The 17,085-nt window shown below is 34.5% G+C and carries 16 protein-coding genes; 1 reads left to right on the forward strand and 15 read right to left on the reverse strand.

Features of this window, described 5'->3' with window-relative positions; translation table 11 throughout:
* The 15 genes from SAUT_RS06390 to SAUT_RS06460 form a co-directional block, all read right to left on the reverse strand.
* Entirely contained in the window at positions 1 to 831 is an 831-nt protein-coding gene (locus SAUT_RS06390) for a helix-turn-helix domain-containing protein (RefSeq protein WP_013327062.1), read from the reverse strand.
* A 115-nt stretch (positions 832 to 946) separates the two neighbouring features.
* Complete coding sequence (gene mog / locus SAUT_RS06395; RefSeq protein WP_013327063.1) at positions 947 to 1,480, reverse strand: molybdopterin adenylyltransferase; 534 nt, start codon at positions 1,478 to 1,480, stop codon at positions 947 to 949.
* A gap of 150 nt (positions 1,481 to 1,630) precedes the next feature.
* A complete protein-coding gene (gene bioV / locus SAUT_RS06400; RefSeq protein ID WP_013327064.1) occupies positions 1,631 to 2,152 on the reverse strand; it encodes a pimelyl-ACP methyl ester esterase BioV in 522 nt (173 codons plus the stop codon).
* The gene (locus SAUT_RS06405) at positions 2,139 to 3,794 is read right to left on the reverse strand and encodes an AAA family ATPase (protein ID WP_013327065.1); all 1,656 of its coding nucleotides are present in this window, start codon (positions 3,792 to 3,794) and stop codon (positions 2,139 to 2,141) included. Before SAUT_RS06405 ends, bioV begins: the two co-directional genes overlap by 14 nt.
* Positions 3,781 to 5,055, reverse strand: a complete 1,275-nt coding sequence (mtaB, locus tag SAUT_RS06410) for a tRNA (N(6)-L-threonylcarbamoyladenosine(37)-C(2))-methylthiotransferase MtaB (RefSeq protein ID WP_013327066.1) — start codon at positions 5,053 to 5,055, stop codon at positions 3,781 to 3,783. The genes SAUT_RS06405 and mtaB overlap by 14 nt, the downstream gene beginning before the upstream one ends.
* Complete coding sequence (locus SAUT_RS06415) at positions 5,055 to 6,686, reverse strand: mechanosensitive ion channel domain-containing protein (RefSeq protein ID WP_013327067.1); 1,632 nt, start codon at positions 6,684 to 6,686, stop codon at positions 5,055 to 5,057. The genes mtaB and SAUT_RS06415 overlap by 1 nt, the downstream gene beginning before the upstream one ends.
* Positions 6,686 to 7,735 (reverse strand): 3-dehydroquinate synthase, encoded by a 1,050-nt coding sequence (aroB, locus tag SAUT_RS06420; protein WP_013327068.1) that lies wholly within the window; start codon positions 7,733 to 7,735, stop codon positions 6,686 to 6,688. The genes SAUT_RS06415 and aroB overlap by 1 nt, the downstream gene beginning before the upstream one ends.
* Positions 7,736 to 7,805: 70 nt before the next feature.
* A complete protein-coding gene (locus SAUT_RS06425; protein WP_013327069.1) occupies positions 7,806 to 9,212 on the reverse strand; it encodes a COG3400 family protein in 1,407 nt (468 codons plus the stop codon).
* Positions 9,209 to 9,727 carry a hypothetical protein gene (locus SAUT_RS06430; RefSeq protein ID WP_013327070.1) on the reverse strand — a complete coding sequence of 173 codons (519 nt, stop codon included), beginning with the start codon at positions 9,725 to 9,727 and terminating at the stop codon, positions 9,209 to 9,211. The genes SAUT_RS06425 and SAUT_RS06430 overlap by 4 nt, the downstream gene beginning before the upstream one ends.
* Complete coding sequence (gene trmA / locus SAUT_RS06435; RefSeq protein WP_013327071.1) at positions 9,727 to 10,839, reverse strand: tRNA (uridine(54)-C5)-methyltransferase TrmA; 1,113 nt, start codon at positions 10,837 to 10,839, stop codon at positions 9,727 to 9,729. The genes SAUT_RS06430 and trmA overlap by 1 nt, the downstream gene beginning before the upstream one ends.
* Positions 10,840 to 10,860: 21 nt before the next feature.
* Positions 10,861 to 11,598: a flagellar type III secretion system pore protein FliP gene (fliP, locus tag SAUT_RS06440; RefSeq protein ID WP_013327072.1), complete on the reverse strand. Its 738-nt coding sequence runs from the start codon at positions 11,596 to 11,598 to the stop codon at positions 10,861 to 10,863.
* A complete protein-coding gene (locus SAUT_RS06445) occupies positions 11,595 to 12,374 on the reverse strand; it encodes a flagellar motor protein MotB (RefSeq protein ID WP_013327073.1) in 780 nt (259 codons plus the stop codon). Before SAUT_RS06445 ends, fliP begins: the two co-directional genes overlap by 4 nt.
* Positions 12,375 to 12,386: 12 nt before the next feature.
* The gene (locus SAUT_RS06450; RefSeq protein ID WP_013327074.1) at positions 12,387 to 13,151 is read right to left on the reverse strand and encodes a motility protein A; all 765 of its coding nucleotides are present in this window, start codon (positions 13,149 to 13,151) and stop codon (positions 12,387 to 12,389) included.
* Positions 13,152 to 13,362: 211 nt separating this feature from the next.
* The gene (locus SAUT_RS06455) at positions 13,363 to 14,043 is read right to left on the reverse strand and encodes a phosphatase PAP2 family protein (protein WP_013327075.1); all 681 of its coding nucleotides are present in this window, start codon (positions 14,041 to 14,043) and stop codon (positions 13,363 to 13,365) included.
* Positions 14,033 to 15,628 carry a phosphoethanolamine transferase gene (locus tag SAUT_RS06460; RefSeq protein WP_013327076.1) on the reverse strand — a complete coding sequence of 532 codons (1,596 nt, stop codon included), beginning with the start codon at positions 15,626 to 15,628 and terminating at the stop codon, positions 14,033 to 14,035. Before SAUT_RS06460 ends, SAUT_RS06455 begins: the two co-directional genes overlap by 11 nt.
* Positions 15,629 to 15,738: 110 nt before the next feature.
* Here SAUT_RS06460 and glmU point away from each other — a divergent pair, with 110 nt between their 5' ends.
* A complete protein-coding gene (gene glmU / locus SAUT_RS06465; RefSeq protein WP_013327077.1) occupies positions 15,739 to 17,043 on the forward strand; it encodes a bifunctional UDP-N-acetylglucosamine diphosphorylase/glucosamine-1-phosphate N-acetyltransferase GlmU in 1,305 nt (434 codons plus the stop codon).
* Positions 17,044 to 17,085 lie beyond the last annotated feature (42 nt).

Genomic DNA, 17,085 nt, shown 5'->3' on the forward strand with positions numbered 1-17,085 from the left:
TTATACTTCTACTACCGTTAGTTGATATACATTCAGATTGTTATTTTTTTTAATATCATCAAAAATCTGACTGGGAGAGTACCCTACTATATTATGAAATACTTTATTTAAATGAGCATTGTCATTATATATATACTGTGTATCATTAAGTTTTTTTCCATCTTTGATATATGCCATAAATGTTTGATAAAATTTACAAATAAAAATAAAGTTTTTAGGAGAAATACCAATAAATTTTTTAAATTGACGCTCTATAGTACGCCTGTTGCAGGCAAACTCGCTTGCCAGTTCATCCACAGTAACTTCATAATTATATTCTACAATTTTTTCTAAAATATCTTCAATACATTCTTTGGAATTACTATGATCATTATACATTTTCAGTAAAGATTCATTCAAATAACTAATGTCCTGTTTCAAACTTTTATGCATATATAACTTTGAAAAATATTTTTCAATCAGAGTATTTTCAATAGGTAAATACTTATTATTTAGACAAGAAGCATCTTTTTGAAACAATTTATAAAAGCCTATTGGTAAAAGTTCAACCAAGATAAGTGCAGCTGGTTCAATAGCTGGAATATTTACTAAATCCAAAACAGATTTTTTGGATTTGGTTGTTTTTATACTGACAGAATAACCTTCTGGAATTTGATATTTTTCATTATTATGAAGAATAGAATATCCACGTACACCTCTGTTGAAAACAAGAAAGTTTCCACCATTTGGTAAAAAAAGCATATTATTAAGCAAATTTACATCATATACGACTATATAATGCTTAATAATATTTCTTAGATTGGCATCAGGTGGAAAAATTTCATATTTCATGCATCACCGGTTAAATTTTATTTAACTCCATTGTAGCAAAAGAATGAATATTTTCACTTGTATTTATACGACATAATAATAATTATCCTAAAATAATTTACTTCAAAACATTATTTTATTTTAATTTTGGTCTAAATGCTTTTAAAACATCCTCATTTGTTTCTATAAATGGGCCTTCAATAAGATCAATACAATATGGAACTGCCGGAAAAACTGCATCAAGACACTCACGAATAGACTTTGGTTTTCCAGGTAAATTTATGATTAAACTATTGCCTCGGATACCTGCTGTTTGACGGGAAAGAATAGCTGTTGGAACATATTGAAGGCTTACTTGACGCATTAACTCACCAAAGCCTGGCATCATCTTCTCACATACATTCTCGGTTGCTTCAGGCGTCACATCACGAAGTGCCGGACCTGTTCCGCCGGTTGTAACAACCAAACAACACCCTGCTTCATCACACAACTCTTTCATCGTTGCTTCCAAAACATCCTGTTCATCAGGAATACATCTGTAAACTATTTCAAATTCACTTTTAAGATAATCTTTCATTGTATCTTGAATTGCTACTCCGCTTATATCTTCATATATTCCTTTACTCGCTCTGTCACTTGCTGTTATTACACCTATTTTTATTTCACTCATTGTTTTTCCTAAATTTTTTATTTTATTTTTCACATCTAGCAAAAAGATACTACTGTCGTGAATATAGTATATAAATATGTAACATGGAAAGGCTCAGACCGAAGGGAGGATTTGCCCTTGGAATTTTACATATTTATATACGGTCACATCTCAAGAAAGTTGCAAAAAATGATTTGCATCTTTTATGTATGTTACCGTTGACACATCAAAAAAAAACTCTTTTGCAGCATCAGCATCGACTATTTGATCTTTTCCGCCAAGATATACCTCGATAACCACCCCAGCATTTTTTAATGCACTTAACTTTTCTATGTCCCACTCATAATATAAAAGTTCTTCCAACTCTTCTAAAACCGTCACACTGCGCTCTACGTCTTTTCTCTCATATGGTAAAAAACAGGCATTTATAAACTGCTCTAAATATATATTTTCGTTTTTTCTGTATGCCATCAACTGAAGCCTCTTAAACTTTTCATCTTTGCTTTGAAAAAAAGCCGGAGAAAAAAGCTGTAATGTATCCACTCTTTTGTCCTCTTCTACCTGTCCTAACACATATTCAAATGCTTTTATAGCTCCATAGCTAAAGCCGCAGACAGAAAAATCACTCTTATACATGTAAGCATCAAAAAAATTTGCTTCATTTTTTAAAGAAAATCCGCTAAAGAACTTCATCTAAATACTCTTTTACTTCTGTTTTAGTGATGCTTTCACGTTCTAAAAGCACATCTTCGACTTTTTTAAGAACACCTAAAAGAGACTCCAGCAGTACATTGCATTCTTCATACAGTCTTTTTAAAAGTAACTTTTGCTCTTTTTCATCAGGCAGTAGTGATGAGCCCATGCCGTACTCTCTGCACATTTTTTCCACCAGCTCTTTTGCTTCATCCAAGTCATCTTTTGCACTGCTTGCATGCTCATTATATTTTATATCGCAAGCAGCTATTCCTGCCAAAAACATTTTAACGCGGGACTCCAATTCCTGCTTTATGAATGGTTCATCCGTAGCAGGTGTCAGTTTTTCATTTGAGAGCATCAACTTCTCAAAGGCTATATCATAATAGGTTGCCACAACAACTTTTCCCGCCTGATATGTCGCGCGAAATGCCTTTTGTCTTTCATTAAGCATCTGCAGCTTTTTCTTTCCAAATATAACTTTGTCTTTGACCTGCTCGAAATGTTCTAAAGTTACATGAAAATCATTCTGTCTTAAAGCCAAAAGTGCCGCTTCATTTACAAGAGCTGCCAAGGCTGCACCGTTAAATCCTACTGTCATATTTGCTACTATTTTGACATCTAAGTCATGTGGTACATTTTGCAAATATTTGAGTAGTACCGCTTCTCTTTCTCTTTTTGTCGGCAGTTCTACAAAAATACGTCTGTCAAAACGTCCTGCACGCAGCAGTGCCGAATCGAGCACATCAATTTTATTCGTCGCTGCTACTACGATAACACCGCTTGAGCCTTCAAAACCGTCCATCTCAGTTAAAAGCTGATTAAGTGTTGCTTCTCTTTCATCATTTCTGTTGCCATCTCTTTTTTTACCTACGGCATCTATTTCATCAATAAATATAATAGAAGGGGCATTTTTTTTCGCTGCTGCAAAAAGTTCGTGAACACGTTTTGCACCCATACCGACATATATTTGTACAAATGAAGCACCGCTTTGATAGTAAAACGGTACACCGGCCTCATGTGCCACCGCTTTGGCTATCATCGTTTTTCCTACACCCGGAGGGCCTACAAGTAAAACACCTTTTGGCATACGGGCACCAAAATTTTTGTAACGTTTTGGATTTTTCATAAAATCAATTATCTCTTCAAGCTCCACTTTTACATCGCTGATACCGCCGATATCATCAAAGCTTACATCACTTTTTATAGCTTCTATCTGTGTATTTACCATACTGTTCGGCGCGGCAGCTGAATTAGATTTTAATCTATTTGAAGAAAAAATTTCATTTAAAGATTTTTTTTGCCACATTCTAAAAACTAAAGAGCCTAGCCCTAAAAAAAGTACCAAAAGAAGCAGGTAAATCAATATATTTGACTCATTATCCACTTCCACTTTATAATCAACAAACATATTCGGAGACACCTGAGAAGAGGGAATTTTATAATAACCGTTTTTTGTTTTGATGTACACATACTTTTTAGTAGCTACAACCTTTTGTACACTGTGGCTTTTTAAGAATTCTTTTGCCTGATTTAGGGTGATTGCATCTGCATTATCCCTCAACAGAGCAAATAAAATCAAAATAATAATAATAAATGCTGATACATAAATGGCTATTCTGTTTATTTTAGATTCTGGCATAATTGAAGTCCTTTTTTACTTCATATTTCTCTATATTAATCCAGTTTCCGACCAGATCTTCATTAGATTCTACAACAATTTTATTGAAATGCTGGTCAAAACCATGATAAAGCCCGTCTTTGTGTGACTCTATCAATACTTCAAGTTCCCCTTTATAGGCATTTCTAAAATCAAAATTCTTATCTGCAATCAATGCTTGAAGTTCATGGAGTCTCTCTTTTGCGATTTTTCCATTAACTTCGGGTTTCATCACGGCAGAAGGCGTACCGTCTCTTTTTGAGTAAGTAAAGGCATGAATATGTGTCAAAGGCAAATCTTTTGCATTTATCATAGCTTCACGCCACAGCGCTTCGCTCTCACCGGGATGCCCTGTTATAAAATCTGTGCCTATCGCGTAACCTTTGTCTGCAAGAAGCTCAAACAATTCTTTATCCTGCTTGTAAACATTTCTTCGATTCATCAATTTAAGCATAGTCGGCGAGGTATGCTGCAGAGCTATATGCATATGTTTTTCCATCCACGGCTCATCCAAAATCTCTTTAAATTCATCTGTAATTTGAATAGGCTCGACACTGCCGAGTCGTATGCGTCTTACACCACGGATTTGTGACATTTTTTTCATGAGTTTTGCCAAGGAAGTTTTTGTATCCTGTCCGTAACTGCCGACATTAGTACCGGTTAAAATAAATTCGCCGAAACCGTTAATTGCGAGTCTTGCAACCTGCTCTAAAATTCTGTTCTCATCCATACTTCGTGCATCACCACGCACATAAGGAATAATGCAGTAGGAACAGCGAAAATTACAGCCCTCTTGTATTTTTATAAAGGCTCTGCTTTTACCTACAAATTCATCGACAACCATATCATCTATATGATTTAAATCACCAGGCTCGTAAAATGGTTTCTCTTTTGCCAAAAGTGTATCTATCTTTTGTTTTTCACTTTGACCGAATACACCGTGTATACGGTTTTCTTTTAAAAGAGACTCTCCCTTCGTATGTGCACCGCAGCCTGTTAAAAAAAGCTTTGCCCCACCGTTGTTCTTTTCAATCTGTGAAATATATGAACGAACATGAGTATCGGCTCCGTTTGTAACCGTACAGGAGTTTATAACAATGACATCAGCTTCGTCTTCATTTTGCGTAATTTCATACTCTTTGAGCGAACTCATCATCACCTGAGAATCATACAAGTTCGTTCTGCAGCCAAATGTTTTAAAATATACTTTCTTTACCCCAAGGGCACTTGTTTTACTGCGCATTAGACTATTTCTCCATTATGTTCACTCGGTGCTTCACTTTGCATAGATACATGAAGTTTTTGTGTAGGGTATGCTATGGTAATATCATCCGCTTCTTTAAAAGCATCCAAAATTTCCGTTGAAATTACACTTCTTAGCGTTAATGTCGCGTAGGCATTGGTGAGATACCAGGCTTCTATATCTATACCGTTTGACTCTATAAAAGAGTAGATTCTCGGCTCAACGTTCGTGTTTTTGAGATTATAATGCTGTCTGAGTTTATTGAGCTGTTTTCTTGTTATATCCGTATAACCTTTGGAGAATTTTTTTGTAATCTCTTTAACCAAATGCATCGCTTTTTTATGATTTGAATCAAACGTTATAGTGATTTTTACACCATCCCAGACTGTTTTGAGGGAATTATGCGTATAGTTTGCAATCATCTTTGTAAAAACATAGTTGTTAGGTATAAATATAATACGCCCTGCTCTTCTGTTGTGCATAATAGATGTCAGCGTAATATCTTCCAAAATAGTCATACGCAATAGTGAAATATCTAAAACATCACCGACATATTTCATGCCTTCCATATCTACACGAATTCTGTCGCCTACATGTATACTGCCCCCAAAAACTATGACAAGCCAGCCGAGAATGGACATAAACCAGTCTTTCATTGCAATAGCTATACCGGCTGATGCAAACCCTAAAATAGTGACAAGATATGATACATTTTCCATATAATTAAAAAACAAGATCAAAATAATAATCGTAAAGTTCGTAAATGTAATAATTTTGTTTGCCATATAAAAACGTTCATTATCTGTTATATATTTTTTTACGACCAGTTTTAAAAGAAAGAATATAAAAAATACAAACAGAATCGCTGTTCCGATTTTGATGAGTCGGTATACCTGCTTTTCAATACCTTTGTTGATGTTTATTTCTGCAATATCGAGTCGTTTTTGATACACATCCATTGTAACATTCATAGTGTCCAATGCCCGCTCAAACATCTCCAACTGTGTCTGTTTATTCTTATAAATTTGGGCATATTGTTTATTATCAGGCTGCAGCTGTAAAATCTTTTTGTAAATTTCGTTTTCTTGTTTTAATTCATCAATTAAGTCAACTAAGCTCTCTCTTTTTTTCTTGTATTCTTCGAGGTTTGCATTGAGTGTTTTAATCATAGAAAGACCGGTTAAAATATCAAAAGGATTATGAATTTCCGGTACTTTATCAATATTTGGCGGTGTGATTAAATCTGAAAAAGGTGCAGAACTACCAGTGCCTTTGAGTTTATCAATCTGTGATGCCAAAATATTTTCTTTTGATATCAAACCTATAAGTTCATCTTTATCTGCAGCAGTTTTTGAGTGTTTTGAGAGATATTTAATTCTCTTTTTAATGGCCTCGAGATTTTGTTTGACGTCTAAAGATGTCAAATAAGAGGAATAACTTTTTGTCCACATATTTTCATCAGAAATTTGTGATTCAATAGCTTCTAAAGAGTACTGATAATCTTTAATCTTTTGAGCAATCAATTGTTGTTTGTCAAAATCAGCCTGTGTCTTATTTGTATCTGAAACTTCTGCATGCGTTAAAGATGCAAAAAAGATAAGTACTGCAAAGATAAACGAGTGTATTGGCATCAATTTTCTCCAAATTTAGAGAGTACTGACAAAATCAACTCTTTGTCAACTGCATCTGTGATCTTAACACCGCCAATACCTATGGGAACGATAAAGGTCACAGAGGCATCTGAACTTTTTTTATCTAAGAAAAATGTTTCATAAAAATTGTTTACATCTTTTATAACATAAGAAGTCGGCAGGTTATATTTTTGTAAAAGATTTTTTATTCTTTGTGCTTCTTCTTCACTCATCAGACCCATAGCAACTGCTGTCTCATTTGCCATTACTATGCCTATTGCCACAGCCTCGCCATGTAGGTAAGTTTTATAATTTGTTTCATTTTCAATAACATGTCCGAACGTATGTCCATAATTCAGCGCGGCTCTAAGTCCGTGCTCTTTTTCATCTTTGGCAACAACCTCTGCTTTTGTCTCTACTGCCTGCTTAATTGCTTCTTGCAAAACTTTTTTGTCGTGCAAATCTGCTTTTTCTAAAAACTCAAAAAAATCTTTGTTAAAAGTCACTGTCATTTTAATAATTTCGGCAACACCCGCGCCAAATTCTCTTTTTGGCAGTGTCGATAAAAAATGAGGGTCAATATACACAGCTTTTGGCTGATAAAAAGCACCTATCAAGTTTTTTCCGTAAGCGTTATTTATACCTGTTTTGCCACCAACGCTTGCATCTACCTGTGAAAGCAGAGTTGTCGGCACTTGAATAAAATCAATACCGCGCTGATATATACTCGCCGCATAGCCTGTCATATCACCTATGACCCCTCCACCGAAAGCGATAAGCATTGATTTTCTGTTAAAGCGGTGATTAAATAAGGATTCTAAAATCAAATCAATTGATGCCTGATTTTTATACTCTTCTCCATCAGGTACAGTGATAATATAAAGCTCTTTTGCCGATATTTTTGAAAGTAAATACGCTAAATGAAGTCCGGCTACCTTCGGGTTTGTCACAATTGCTACTTTTTTATCAAAATGTTTTTTTTCAATTGTATCAATTGTTATGTCGTATGAGTTATCAATTACTTGTTTTAAGGGGATGTTTACCTGCATTCTCTATCCAAAATTATAAGATGATAGATAATACTTAATTTTTGCTAAAAAAGGGCTAAATTAAAGTATTTTAGAGTTGCACAGGTATAAATATTTGATGATAATCGTCTAATTTAAAGTATAACTTTTCACTGTCTATAGAAAAAAGAGCATAAATATGACGTATTGTAAGCTTATTGGTGAAAGGAATAATCTGTACAAAATTCTCTTTTTGTTTTAATGCCCGGATTGGATTTTCACTCTCTTTAAAAACTTTGATTGATTTGGAAAAAATAGTCGAAAGATTATAAAAATGCTCAATTACCTGCTCTTTCTCCTCCTGATGTTCATTCATGTAATTATAAAGTTCTATATTGAAATTGAGCTGCTCAGAAATATCAAAAATAGTTGCGGAAATCTTTTCCAAATCCCTATTGTCAGAGAGTATTAAAGCGACATCTTTAACCTTTGAAAATGATTTTTCTGAAAGTTTTAATACCGGTACATGTACGTCATACAAGCATTTTCTTACATGATAATCAGCAAACATCTCGCGCGAGACGATAACTAAACCGACATGATATGATTTGACATCATGCAAAAATGTAGCACGTAAATCATTGCTGTCATAATCTATATCTACAACAACATCCAAATCTCTTAAACTTTTGATATCTTCAATAATTTCAATATCAGAAGGATTTACAATTTTTATAATAAGTTCATGTTTGAATTTTTCATGTATATACATCGCACGGCGGACAAGACCGGGAATATTTGAATGATTTATAATATTCATATCTATATATAAAAGAATATTCGTTCCAAAAGGTTCAGGGAACTGTCCAAGTTCGCGTTTAATGGCTTTATATACAGAACGCAATACTGCCGGGTCACCTACAAGAAGAAGTGTGTCATTTGGCTGTATCATACGCCTGCGCGAAGGCATAATGAGTTTTCGATTTCTATATATAGCTACAATGCGCCAATTTTTTTGTTCAATAACTCCGATATGACGGTAAACAAAAGAACTTCCAAATGGAACAAGCACTTCCATAATTTCACCCTCACCTATCCCCACATTCTGCGCAATAACAGGCACATTTGGCAGATAATCAAGTAAACGGGATGCTAAAATCTCATTAGCATTCACTAAGACAACATTGGCATCTTCATTTGTCATATTCCATTGATTCAAAACAACAACACGTAGTTGTTTTTTCACTACTCGAATATTTTTAATAGTATTTTCTATTTCGATTTGATTATCCATAGCTATAATAACTTGAATAAACTCCATTTTCAGCAGATTTGCCAATTTATAAAAACTTGTAGGATCAAACTCATAAAATTTAAAGCGTGCCGGATTTGCATCTTTAAACTCTTTTTCTTTTGTTTGTATTATATAGTAGATATTTTCGCTTGAATATGTTTCGGTTACCCTTTGAATGAAATGATCACCCACTGGTCCACTACTGATAATTAAAATTTTTTTCATTTGACGTCTCTTTTAAAAGCATCATTAATATCAATCCATAAAGGTTTTTCAGCTTTTACCCACTGTCTGTTTTTAAAATATCCTGTAATTTTTATAAATTTGTCTGTTTTTTGATTTGAAGTAAAAGAGGTGCCCTTTTCCCATTCATCTATTTTCATACCATTGATATCATTATATATAGGTGCATTTTTATTCAAACGATATGCACTGGCATTTGTATGAATGATTTTAGTACGCATTTTTAATTTAGGAAAAACATTTTCCTGATTATTCAAACATTTTACTTCTTTTACTTTGATTTTTACTATATTATTTTCTTTGGCTTTTAAAAGATTATTGGCTATTTTTAATTCATTTTCCAAAGTTTTTACTCTATTTTTATAGATATTTATCTCCTTTTGAGATTTTTGATAATTCATACGCAGCTTAGTAATATCTTCTACAATAGAGTCAATACGTTGTATTTCATCTGCATAAAGATTCAACACAAAAATCAGAACAAGTAAAAATTTCATTACAACCCTTTTTTTATAAGCTTTACACCCATTTCAACATGATGCGTGTATGGGAATTGATCAAAAAGTGCCATATCCGTAATGTCATGTGTTTTACATAATATATCTAAATCATCCAACAATGTTTGCGGGTTACATGATATGTATACTATATGATTATATCTTGAAGCAAACTTACATGAGTACTCACCCATTCCACTTCTTGGAGGATCAACAAAGATAGAGTTGATGGTATAATTCTTAATGTCAATATCTTTCATTCTTCTAAACTCTCGCACACCCTCAAGCGCATCAACAAATTCTTCAACACTCATGCGTACAAATTCTATATTATGAACATCATTTAAATGCATATTTGCTTTTGCTGCATTGATAGAAGATTTAGATATTTCAGTAGCCAGTACTTTGTTGAATTTTTTTGCAAATGGAATCGTGAAATTTCCTGCACCGCAGTAAAGTTCAAGCAAATCATCCTGCGTATCTGAGAATTTGGCTGCAGCCCATGCAATCATCTGCTCATTTACCCTTGGATTTGGCTGAGTAAAACTATTTTCTATATATTTAAATTTATAAACATCGTTGTTTACATGTAAAGTCTCAGTTATATAATCCTGCCCGATTATGACTTTTTGCTTACGTGACCGGCCTATGATGTATATATTCAAATCTTGTGCAATTTTTTTTGCTTTTTCCTGCCATACTACATCTAAAGCCCTGTGATACAAAAGTGAAACAACTATCTCACCGGAACTTGAACTTAAAAAGTCTGCACCAAAAAGTTTAAAATCTATATCATTTACTTTAATTGCAGAAAGAAGTTGAGGCATAAGTGCTGCAATATATTCATTCACCTGCGGACATTCATCTATCAGAACCACACCTTTTTTATCAATATGATTCATTGCATATGATATATCATCATCAATATGCCATATTTTGAACTCGCTTCTTGCACGATAATGCTCATCCAAAGATTTATACACAGAAATATCTCCACTAAAATAAGGAGCAAATCGTTCTTTGTTTATCTGTAATTTTTCATTGAGCTGTGCTTCATATCCATTTTCATAAACTCTACAGGCACCACATTCGCCAAAATATTTACAATCCAATTTGTATCCTTAAAAAAATATTTATTTTATAGAAAAGATTAAATTACCTATAAGTAAATTCCAACCGTCAATCAATACGAATACAAGTATTTTAAAAGGCAGAGAAATCATAACAGGAGGCAGCATCATCATACCCATCGACATCAAAATAGATGCCACAACCATATCTATAACCAAAAATGGTAAAAAGAGTAAAAAACCTATCTCAAAAGCGGTTTTCATCTCACTGATAATAAATGCCGGAATCACAATAGATAAAGGTACATCTGCCACACTTTTAGGGTTTTGCATTTTTCGTATGCGTAAAAAGAGTGCTAAATCTTTTTCTCTGGTATTTCTAATCATAAAGTTTTTAAAAGGCAAGGTAGTTTTTGTGAAGGCCTCTTCATAGCCTATTTCTTTGGCTACATATGGCTTAATACCCTGATTATAAGCTTTAGTTCCTATGGGTTCCATCACAAAAAAAGTCAAAATCATTGCGAGCATAACAAGCAGTTGTGTCGGAGGAACCTGCTGTGTACCGAGTGCCTGACGTAAAAACCCAAATACAATAACAAAACGGGTAAATGTTGTCATTACAAGCACCATAGCCGGTGCTAAAAAAAGTAATGTAAGAACAACTAATACATTAAGGGATGAAACAAGCTGCTGCGGCGTATCCGGTGCTGAAAGGCTTAAATTCATAGTAGGGATAACCGGAGATTGCGCACCAAATGTCAAAGCACTTAGTGCTAAAAGTAAAAATAGACCTCTTATCATTTCTTCTCAGCTGTCTTATCTAAAATTGAATTGTTTACATTTGTGGCTTCATCATTTTTTTTACCGTAAAAATGCAACTCAACTCTTCGGTTTTTTTCTCTTCCTGTTGCAGTTGCATTTGTAGCGATTGGCTGATACTGAGCAAAACCTGTAGCACTCATACGTGCCGGATCTACTCCATCTAAAATTAGTTCATGGAGTACTGCTAAAGCTCTTGCGGTTGAGAGTTCCCAATTGTCTTTATATGGGCTGTTTGCTCCAGGACCCGTATTATCAGTATGCCCTTGAACATCAACTAGCATATCATTTGGCAACTCTTGAATAATCAAAGTAATTCGTTTTAAAAATAATAACGCATCCTGATTTTCTATCGTAGCACTTCCGGGATTAAATAAAAGCGTAGCAGGCAGTTTTATAACAAAACCATCCTGAGCTTCTTTTATAGTAATTGCCGGAGATTGTGTTTTTTCCATCATCTCATTTGCATCACCTGCAGCCTGCTGTACTCTATTTACAATTTCACTCGTTTCATCTTGAATATCTATCGGCGTAGCTTCAAGCATTCTTTTTTTCGAAATTTCAGTTTGGGTACCGCCTTCGAGTACACTCATAGCGCCTGACAGTGAACCGATTGCTTCTGAAATCTTTTTTGCGTCCATACTTGACATAGAAAGGAGTAAAACGAAAAAACACAAAAGAAGAGACATCAAGTCTCCAAATGCAGCCAACCATGCCGGCAAACACTCTTCACATTCAGGACATTTTTGCTTAGCCATTAGTAATGTCCATTATTCAAACTGACTTACACGATCAGCAGGTGCCAAGTATGCAAGCAGTTTCGCTTCAAGAACCCTAGGTGCATCACCAGATTGAATAGACATAATACCCTCAAGTATCATCTGTTTGAGCATAGTCTCCTCATCATTTCTAATACTCAAAATATTAGAAATCGGTGTTCCAAATATATTACCAATCATTGCCCCATACATTGTTGTAAGGAGTGCAACTGCCATCGATGGACCGATTGCCGAAGGATCTGCCATATTTAAAAGCATGGCAACCAAACCAACCAGGGTTCCAATCATACCCATTGCCCCCGCAAGTCCTGCCCACTGATTAAAAATCGAAGCATAAACCTTATGGCGTGTACTTGTTTGTTCCATATCAATTTCAAGTAAATCACGAATAGTATCAGGTTCACTACCGTCAATAGCCATGGAGAGTCCTTTTTTCAAAAACTCATTTTCTTCATTGTTAACCTCACTCTCCAAAGCCAAAATACCGTCCTTTCTCGCTTTAGTTGCAAACTCTACAAGTTTTTTAATAAGCTCACCAATATCTTCTTCGCCAGGTTTGATAGCTTTCATAAATACTTTAGTGAATTTTTTCATCTGAGCAGGTTTGAAGGAGATCATCAATGCCCCGATACTACCCCCGACAACGATTAAAACAGAAGGAATGTCAATATATGCACCGACACCAACACCCATTGTCATGGCTCCAAGCAAAAGAGCCATAATCAAAACAATACCAATGACCGTACCTAAATCCATCCAAAAACCTTATTTAAGAAATCAAGTTCAAATAAAACCGTATTTTATCTTGTTCTTTTAGCCCTAGTCAAATGATTTTAATCGTCGCGTAGCTAAGGCTATGCTCCTCATAAAATAATTTGACTAGAACGAAAATAACATTGCTACAATCTCGCTCTTATTTAAACTTAATCCCTAAAAAATTTATAATTACATTATAATAGCACAATAATTATAAAGAGTAAATTTTATTGACTATCTTTGCAATGAGTAAAATAATCAACCATGCCAAAATCATCGTTATAACTGTATGGCTGAAAAAATGATCACCTATAATCATTTTATACAGCCCCATACTCCAGCCGACTGCCAAAGCAGAAGTACCGGCAATAATTTTGTGTTTTCTTTTATGAAATAAAAAGATAAGGCTCAAGAGTGCAAAACCGCCGCTTGCATGTCCTGCAGGCCAGCATTTACTTTTTTCATGGTGGAGTTTGAACTCCGGCGTGTAATTTTGCCATACTGCCGTTCTTGGGTATATACCACCGTATCTTACTTCATCTTTCGGGCAAGGCATATTTGTTTGGCCTTTTATAGAACTTGCAATTAGCGGAACAAAAATAGCTGATAAAATAACAATTATCATTCCTCTTTTATAGTCATTGACTAATTTTGTTTTTCTAAAAAGTATTAGTGCAATTAACAAACTCACAGCAAAGGCAATTAAGAGTTTTTTAATTCCGTCATAAAATATAAATTTGTAAGGCTCTTCACCCCAAAAAAGAATCCATTTATGTGTCGAAAAATTGAAAAATTCATCTTGCAAGCTAAGATCAACATCAGTGATACCAAAAAATACAATACTAAAAAGCAGTACTATAAAGGTAACGACAAGCTGTTGATTAATGTTCATTTTTTAGAATATCCATCTTTTTATTGTACTCTTTTGTTTTTACATTAAAGAGTCCTAAAAGCGTATGAAACAAATCATCTTGTGTATATTTCTCATCTTTTCTTTTTCTCAATGCTTTTTCATTTACTCTTTTTGCCATATTTTTTCCAAACCACATAAGAGCACCGATATGTACCTGCGCATCAGGAGCCATAAAGTAAGGAAGCCCGTGAAGATAAACACCTCCCTCGCCTAAACTCTCTCCATGGTCACTCATATATATCATGGCTGTATCATATTTTTTATCATATTTTTTTAAAAAATCTATCGTCTTGTCTAAAAAATAATCCGTATATAAAATTGCATTATCATACGCATTTTTTATCTCTTCCTGCGTACAATCTTCAAGCTGATTCGTCTTACATGTAGGTGTGAATTTCTCGAACGCTTTTGGATAGCGTTTATAGTATGCAGGTCCATGATTTCCCATTTGATGTAAAACTATTAAAATATTTTTGTTCTTGTTTTTTTCTATAAATTTATCAAGTCCGACAAGCATTCCTACGTCTCTACACTCACCATCTTCACAAATAGTATTGTTCTTTGGAATTTTATAATCTTCATACGGTACACGCAGTGCCACACCTTTTGAGTCAGAGTTGTTATCTCGCCAGAGTATTGCCACATCTTTCGTATGCTTTAAAACATCAAGCACATTTTCGGTACTGATACCTTTTTTATAGCTGTAACTTGATTTGTTATACTTTGAAAACATACAAGGTACAGATGCTGCTGTAGACGTTCCGCATGAATAAAAATTCGGAAAATCTACAATATCATCTTTTGAAAGCAGCGGGTTTGTCTCTCTTTCATATCCGTTAAGACTGAAATGATCTGCACGTGCTGCTTCTCCGACAACCATAATCACCAATTTACTACGATTGTCATCATTTACTACTTTTGCATCAAGTCCTATAGGTTTTACTACAAGTTCGCCGCTGTTAAAGGTCAAATTGATATATTTTCCAATGGAGTACATCCAGTATGCCGGATTTATTGTATAACGCAGGGGTTTATGTTCTCTGACAAATGATGTATAAAATTTACTAAATAAAAAGACGGATGCTATGATAACTGCCAAAGAGAGTCCGATGAGTTTTAACCGTGCTAAAAGTTCTTGTTTAAAGGGTCTGTACTCAATCTTTGCTTTGTATACGAAATATGAAGGTAAAAGACCCAAAAAGACAAAATATAAAACCTGTTTAAGTGTTACCAAGTCCAGAGATTCATGCATGTTTGTCTGCAGTGTGTTTCTAATCATACTTGCATCAATAACGACATGATAGCTGTTCATAAAGTAGTTTGTGAGTGATGATATAAGTAACAGCGTAATAAGAATTGGCTTAAGCGTATATTTATAACATAACAGACTCAGCAAAAATATCATAAAAAACACAATAATAACTGCTAGCGAAATCAAAAAGCCGATATTGTGCCAATTGAGAGGATAAACCTGCAAGACGTTATGAAAAAAGCTGTAATTGTCAAATAAAATAAAAAATATGCTGACATAGATGATAAGTTGTGTTTGTGTAAATCTTTTCAAGGGGAAATTCTTCTTTATTCTAAAATATCTTATTGTAAATAAGTTTGGAATTATACACTTTATAATTAAATAATGGTAACATTACGCATTAAAATAACCAAAGAGCAGTAATGAAAAAAGAAAATATAAGTATTATAATTTTAGCAGCCGGAAAAGGCAGCCGTATGAAATCATCAAAGGCAAAAGTTTTACACACGATCAGCGGGAAACCTATGCTCTACCACATTATAAAAGAATCCCGTAAAATTTCTGATGATATTACAGTAGTAGTTGCCCACCAAAAAGAAGCTGTTATTGATGAAATGCATAAATATTTTGATGATATAAATTTTGTTATACAAGATGCGCAGAACTTTCCCGGAACCGGCGGCGCACTAAAAAATGTCAGCCCAAAAAATGAAAAAGTTCTTGTTTTAAACGGAGATATGCCGCTTATTACCGCAGAGTCGCTTGAAGGTTTTTTAGAAATGGACGCGGACATCATTATGAGTATATTTGATTTAGAGGACCCTAACGGTTACGGTCGCGTCATTATACGAAACAATCATGTTGAATACATTGTAGAACAAAAAGATGCTGATGATGCAGAGCTTAATGTCACAACAGTCAATGCAGGAGTATATGCCTTTTCAAAAGTGATTTTAGAGCGATACATTCCTGATTTAAATAATGCCAATGCGCAACAGGAATACTATCTTACCGATATTATAGCGATGGCAAATGAAGACGAGTGCAGCATCGTTCCTTTGCTTGTAGATGAAGAGTATTTCAAAGGTGTCAACTCCAAAAAAGACCTTGCAGATGCAGAAAATATAATGCAGAATAGAATTCGCACAAAATGGATGCAAGAAGGTGTGAGCATGCAGCTTCCCTCGACCATCTATATAGAAGAAGGCGTGACATTTGAGGGTGAATGCACAGTAGAAAACGGCTGCCGCATTACAGGAGAGAGTAAAATAATAAGCTCACACATAAAAGCCGGAAGCGTTGTAGAAGACAGCATTATGAAAAACTCAGACTGCGGACCGATGGCTCATTTAAGACCACTTTCAAACATAGAAGACACACACATCGGTAATTTCGTTGAAGTAAAAAAATCAACACTCAAAGGTGTAAAAGCAGGTCATTTAAGTTACTTGGGCGATGCCGAGATAGATGAAGGCACAAACATAGGCGCAGGAACCATTACATGTAACTACGACGGTGTCAAAAAATACAAAACACTCATAGGGAAAAATGTTTTCATAGGCAGTGACTCTCAGCTTGTAGCACCAGTCATTATAGAAGATGATGTAATGATAGCAGCAGGAACAACGGTTACAAGCGGAGAAATAAAAAGCGGAAACCTCGTCCTAAGCCGAACAAAAATGCGCCTTGTAAAAGACTTTTATTATAAGTTTTTTGGGAAACACTAGCCAAATATTTCTCTTTATTAGTTATAGTATACTAAAATGATG

It is taken from the genome of Sulfurimonas autotrophica DSM 16294 (assembly GCF_000147355.1).
GTDB classification, from domain to species: Bacteria; Campylobacterota; Campylobacteria; order Campylobacterales; family Sulfurimonadaceae; genus Sulfurimonas; species Sulfurimonas autotrophica.

Bases quoted from the DNA above. Each gene is read 5' to 3' on its own strand.
- SAUT_RS06390 (WP_013327062.1), bottom strand. From the start codon at position 831: ATGAAATATGAAATTTTTCCACCTGATGCCAATCTAAGAAATATTATT.
- mog (WP_013327063.1), bottom strand. From the start codon at position 1,480: ATGAGTGAAATAAAAATAGGTGTAATAACAGCAAGTGACAGAGCGAGT.
- bioV (WP_013327064.1), bottom strand. From the start codon at position 2,152: ATGAAGTTCTTTAGCGGATTTTCTTTAAAAAATGAAGCAAATTTTTTT.
- SAUT_RS06405 (WP_013327065.1), bottom strand. From the start codon at position 3,794: ATGCCAGAATCTAAAATAAACAGAATAGCCATTTATGTATCAGCATTT.
- mtaB (WP_013327066.1), bottom strand. From the start codon at position 5,055: ATGCGCAGTAAAACAAGTGCCCTTGGGGTAAAGAAAGTATATTTTAAA.
- SAUT_RS06415 (WP_013327067.1), bottom strand. From the start codon at position 6,686: ATGCCAATACACTCGTTTATCTTTGCAGTACTTATCTTTTTTGCATCT.
- aroB (WP_013327068.1), bottom strand. From the start codon at position 7,735: ATGCAGGTAAACATCCCCTTAAAACAAGTAATTGATAACTCATACGAC.
- SAUT_RS06425 (WP_013327069.1), bottom strand. From the start codon at position 9,212: ATGAAAAAAATTTTAATTATCAGTAGTGGACCAGTGGGTGATCATTTC.
- SAUT_RS06430 (WP_013327070.1), bottom strand. From the start codon at position 9,727: ATGAAATTTTTACTTGTTCTGATTTTTGTGTTGAATCTTTATGCAGAT.
- fliP (WP_013327072.1), bottom strand. From the start codon at position 11,598: ATGATAAGAGGTCTATTTTTACTTTTAGCACTAAGTGCTTTGACATTT.
- SAUT_RS06445 (WP_013327073.1), bottom strand. From the start codon at position 12,374: ATGGCTAAGCAAAAATGTCCTGAATGTGAAGAGTGTTTGCCGGCATGG.
- SAUT_RS06450 (WP_013327074.1), bottom strand. From the start codon at position 13,151: ATGGATTTAGGTACGGTCATTGGTATTGTTTTGATTATGGCTCTTTTG.
- SAUT_RS06455 (WP_013327075.1), bottom strand. From the start codon at position 14,043: ATGAACATTAATCAACAGCTTGTCGTTACCTTTATAGTACTGCTTTTT.
- glmU (WP_013327077.1), top strand. From the start codon at position 15,739: ATGAAAAAAGAAAATATAAGTATTATAATTTTAGCAGCCGGAAAAGGC.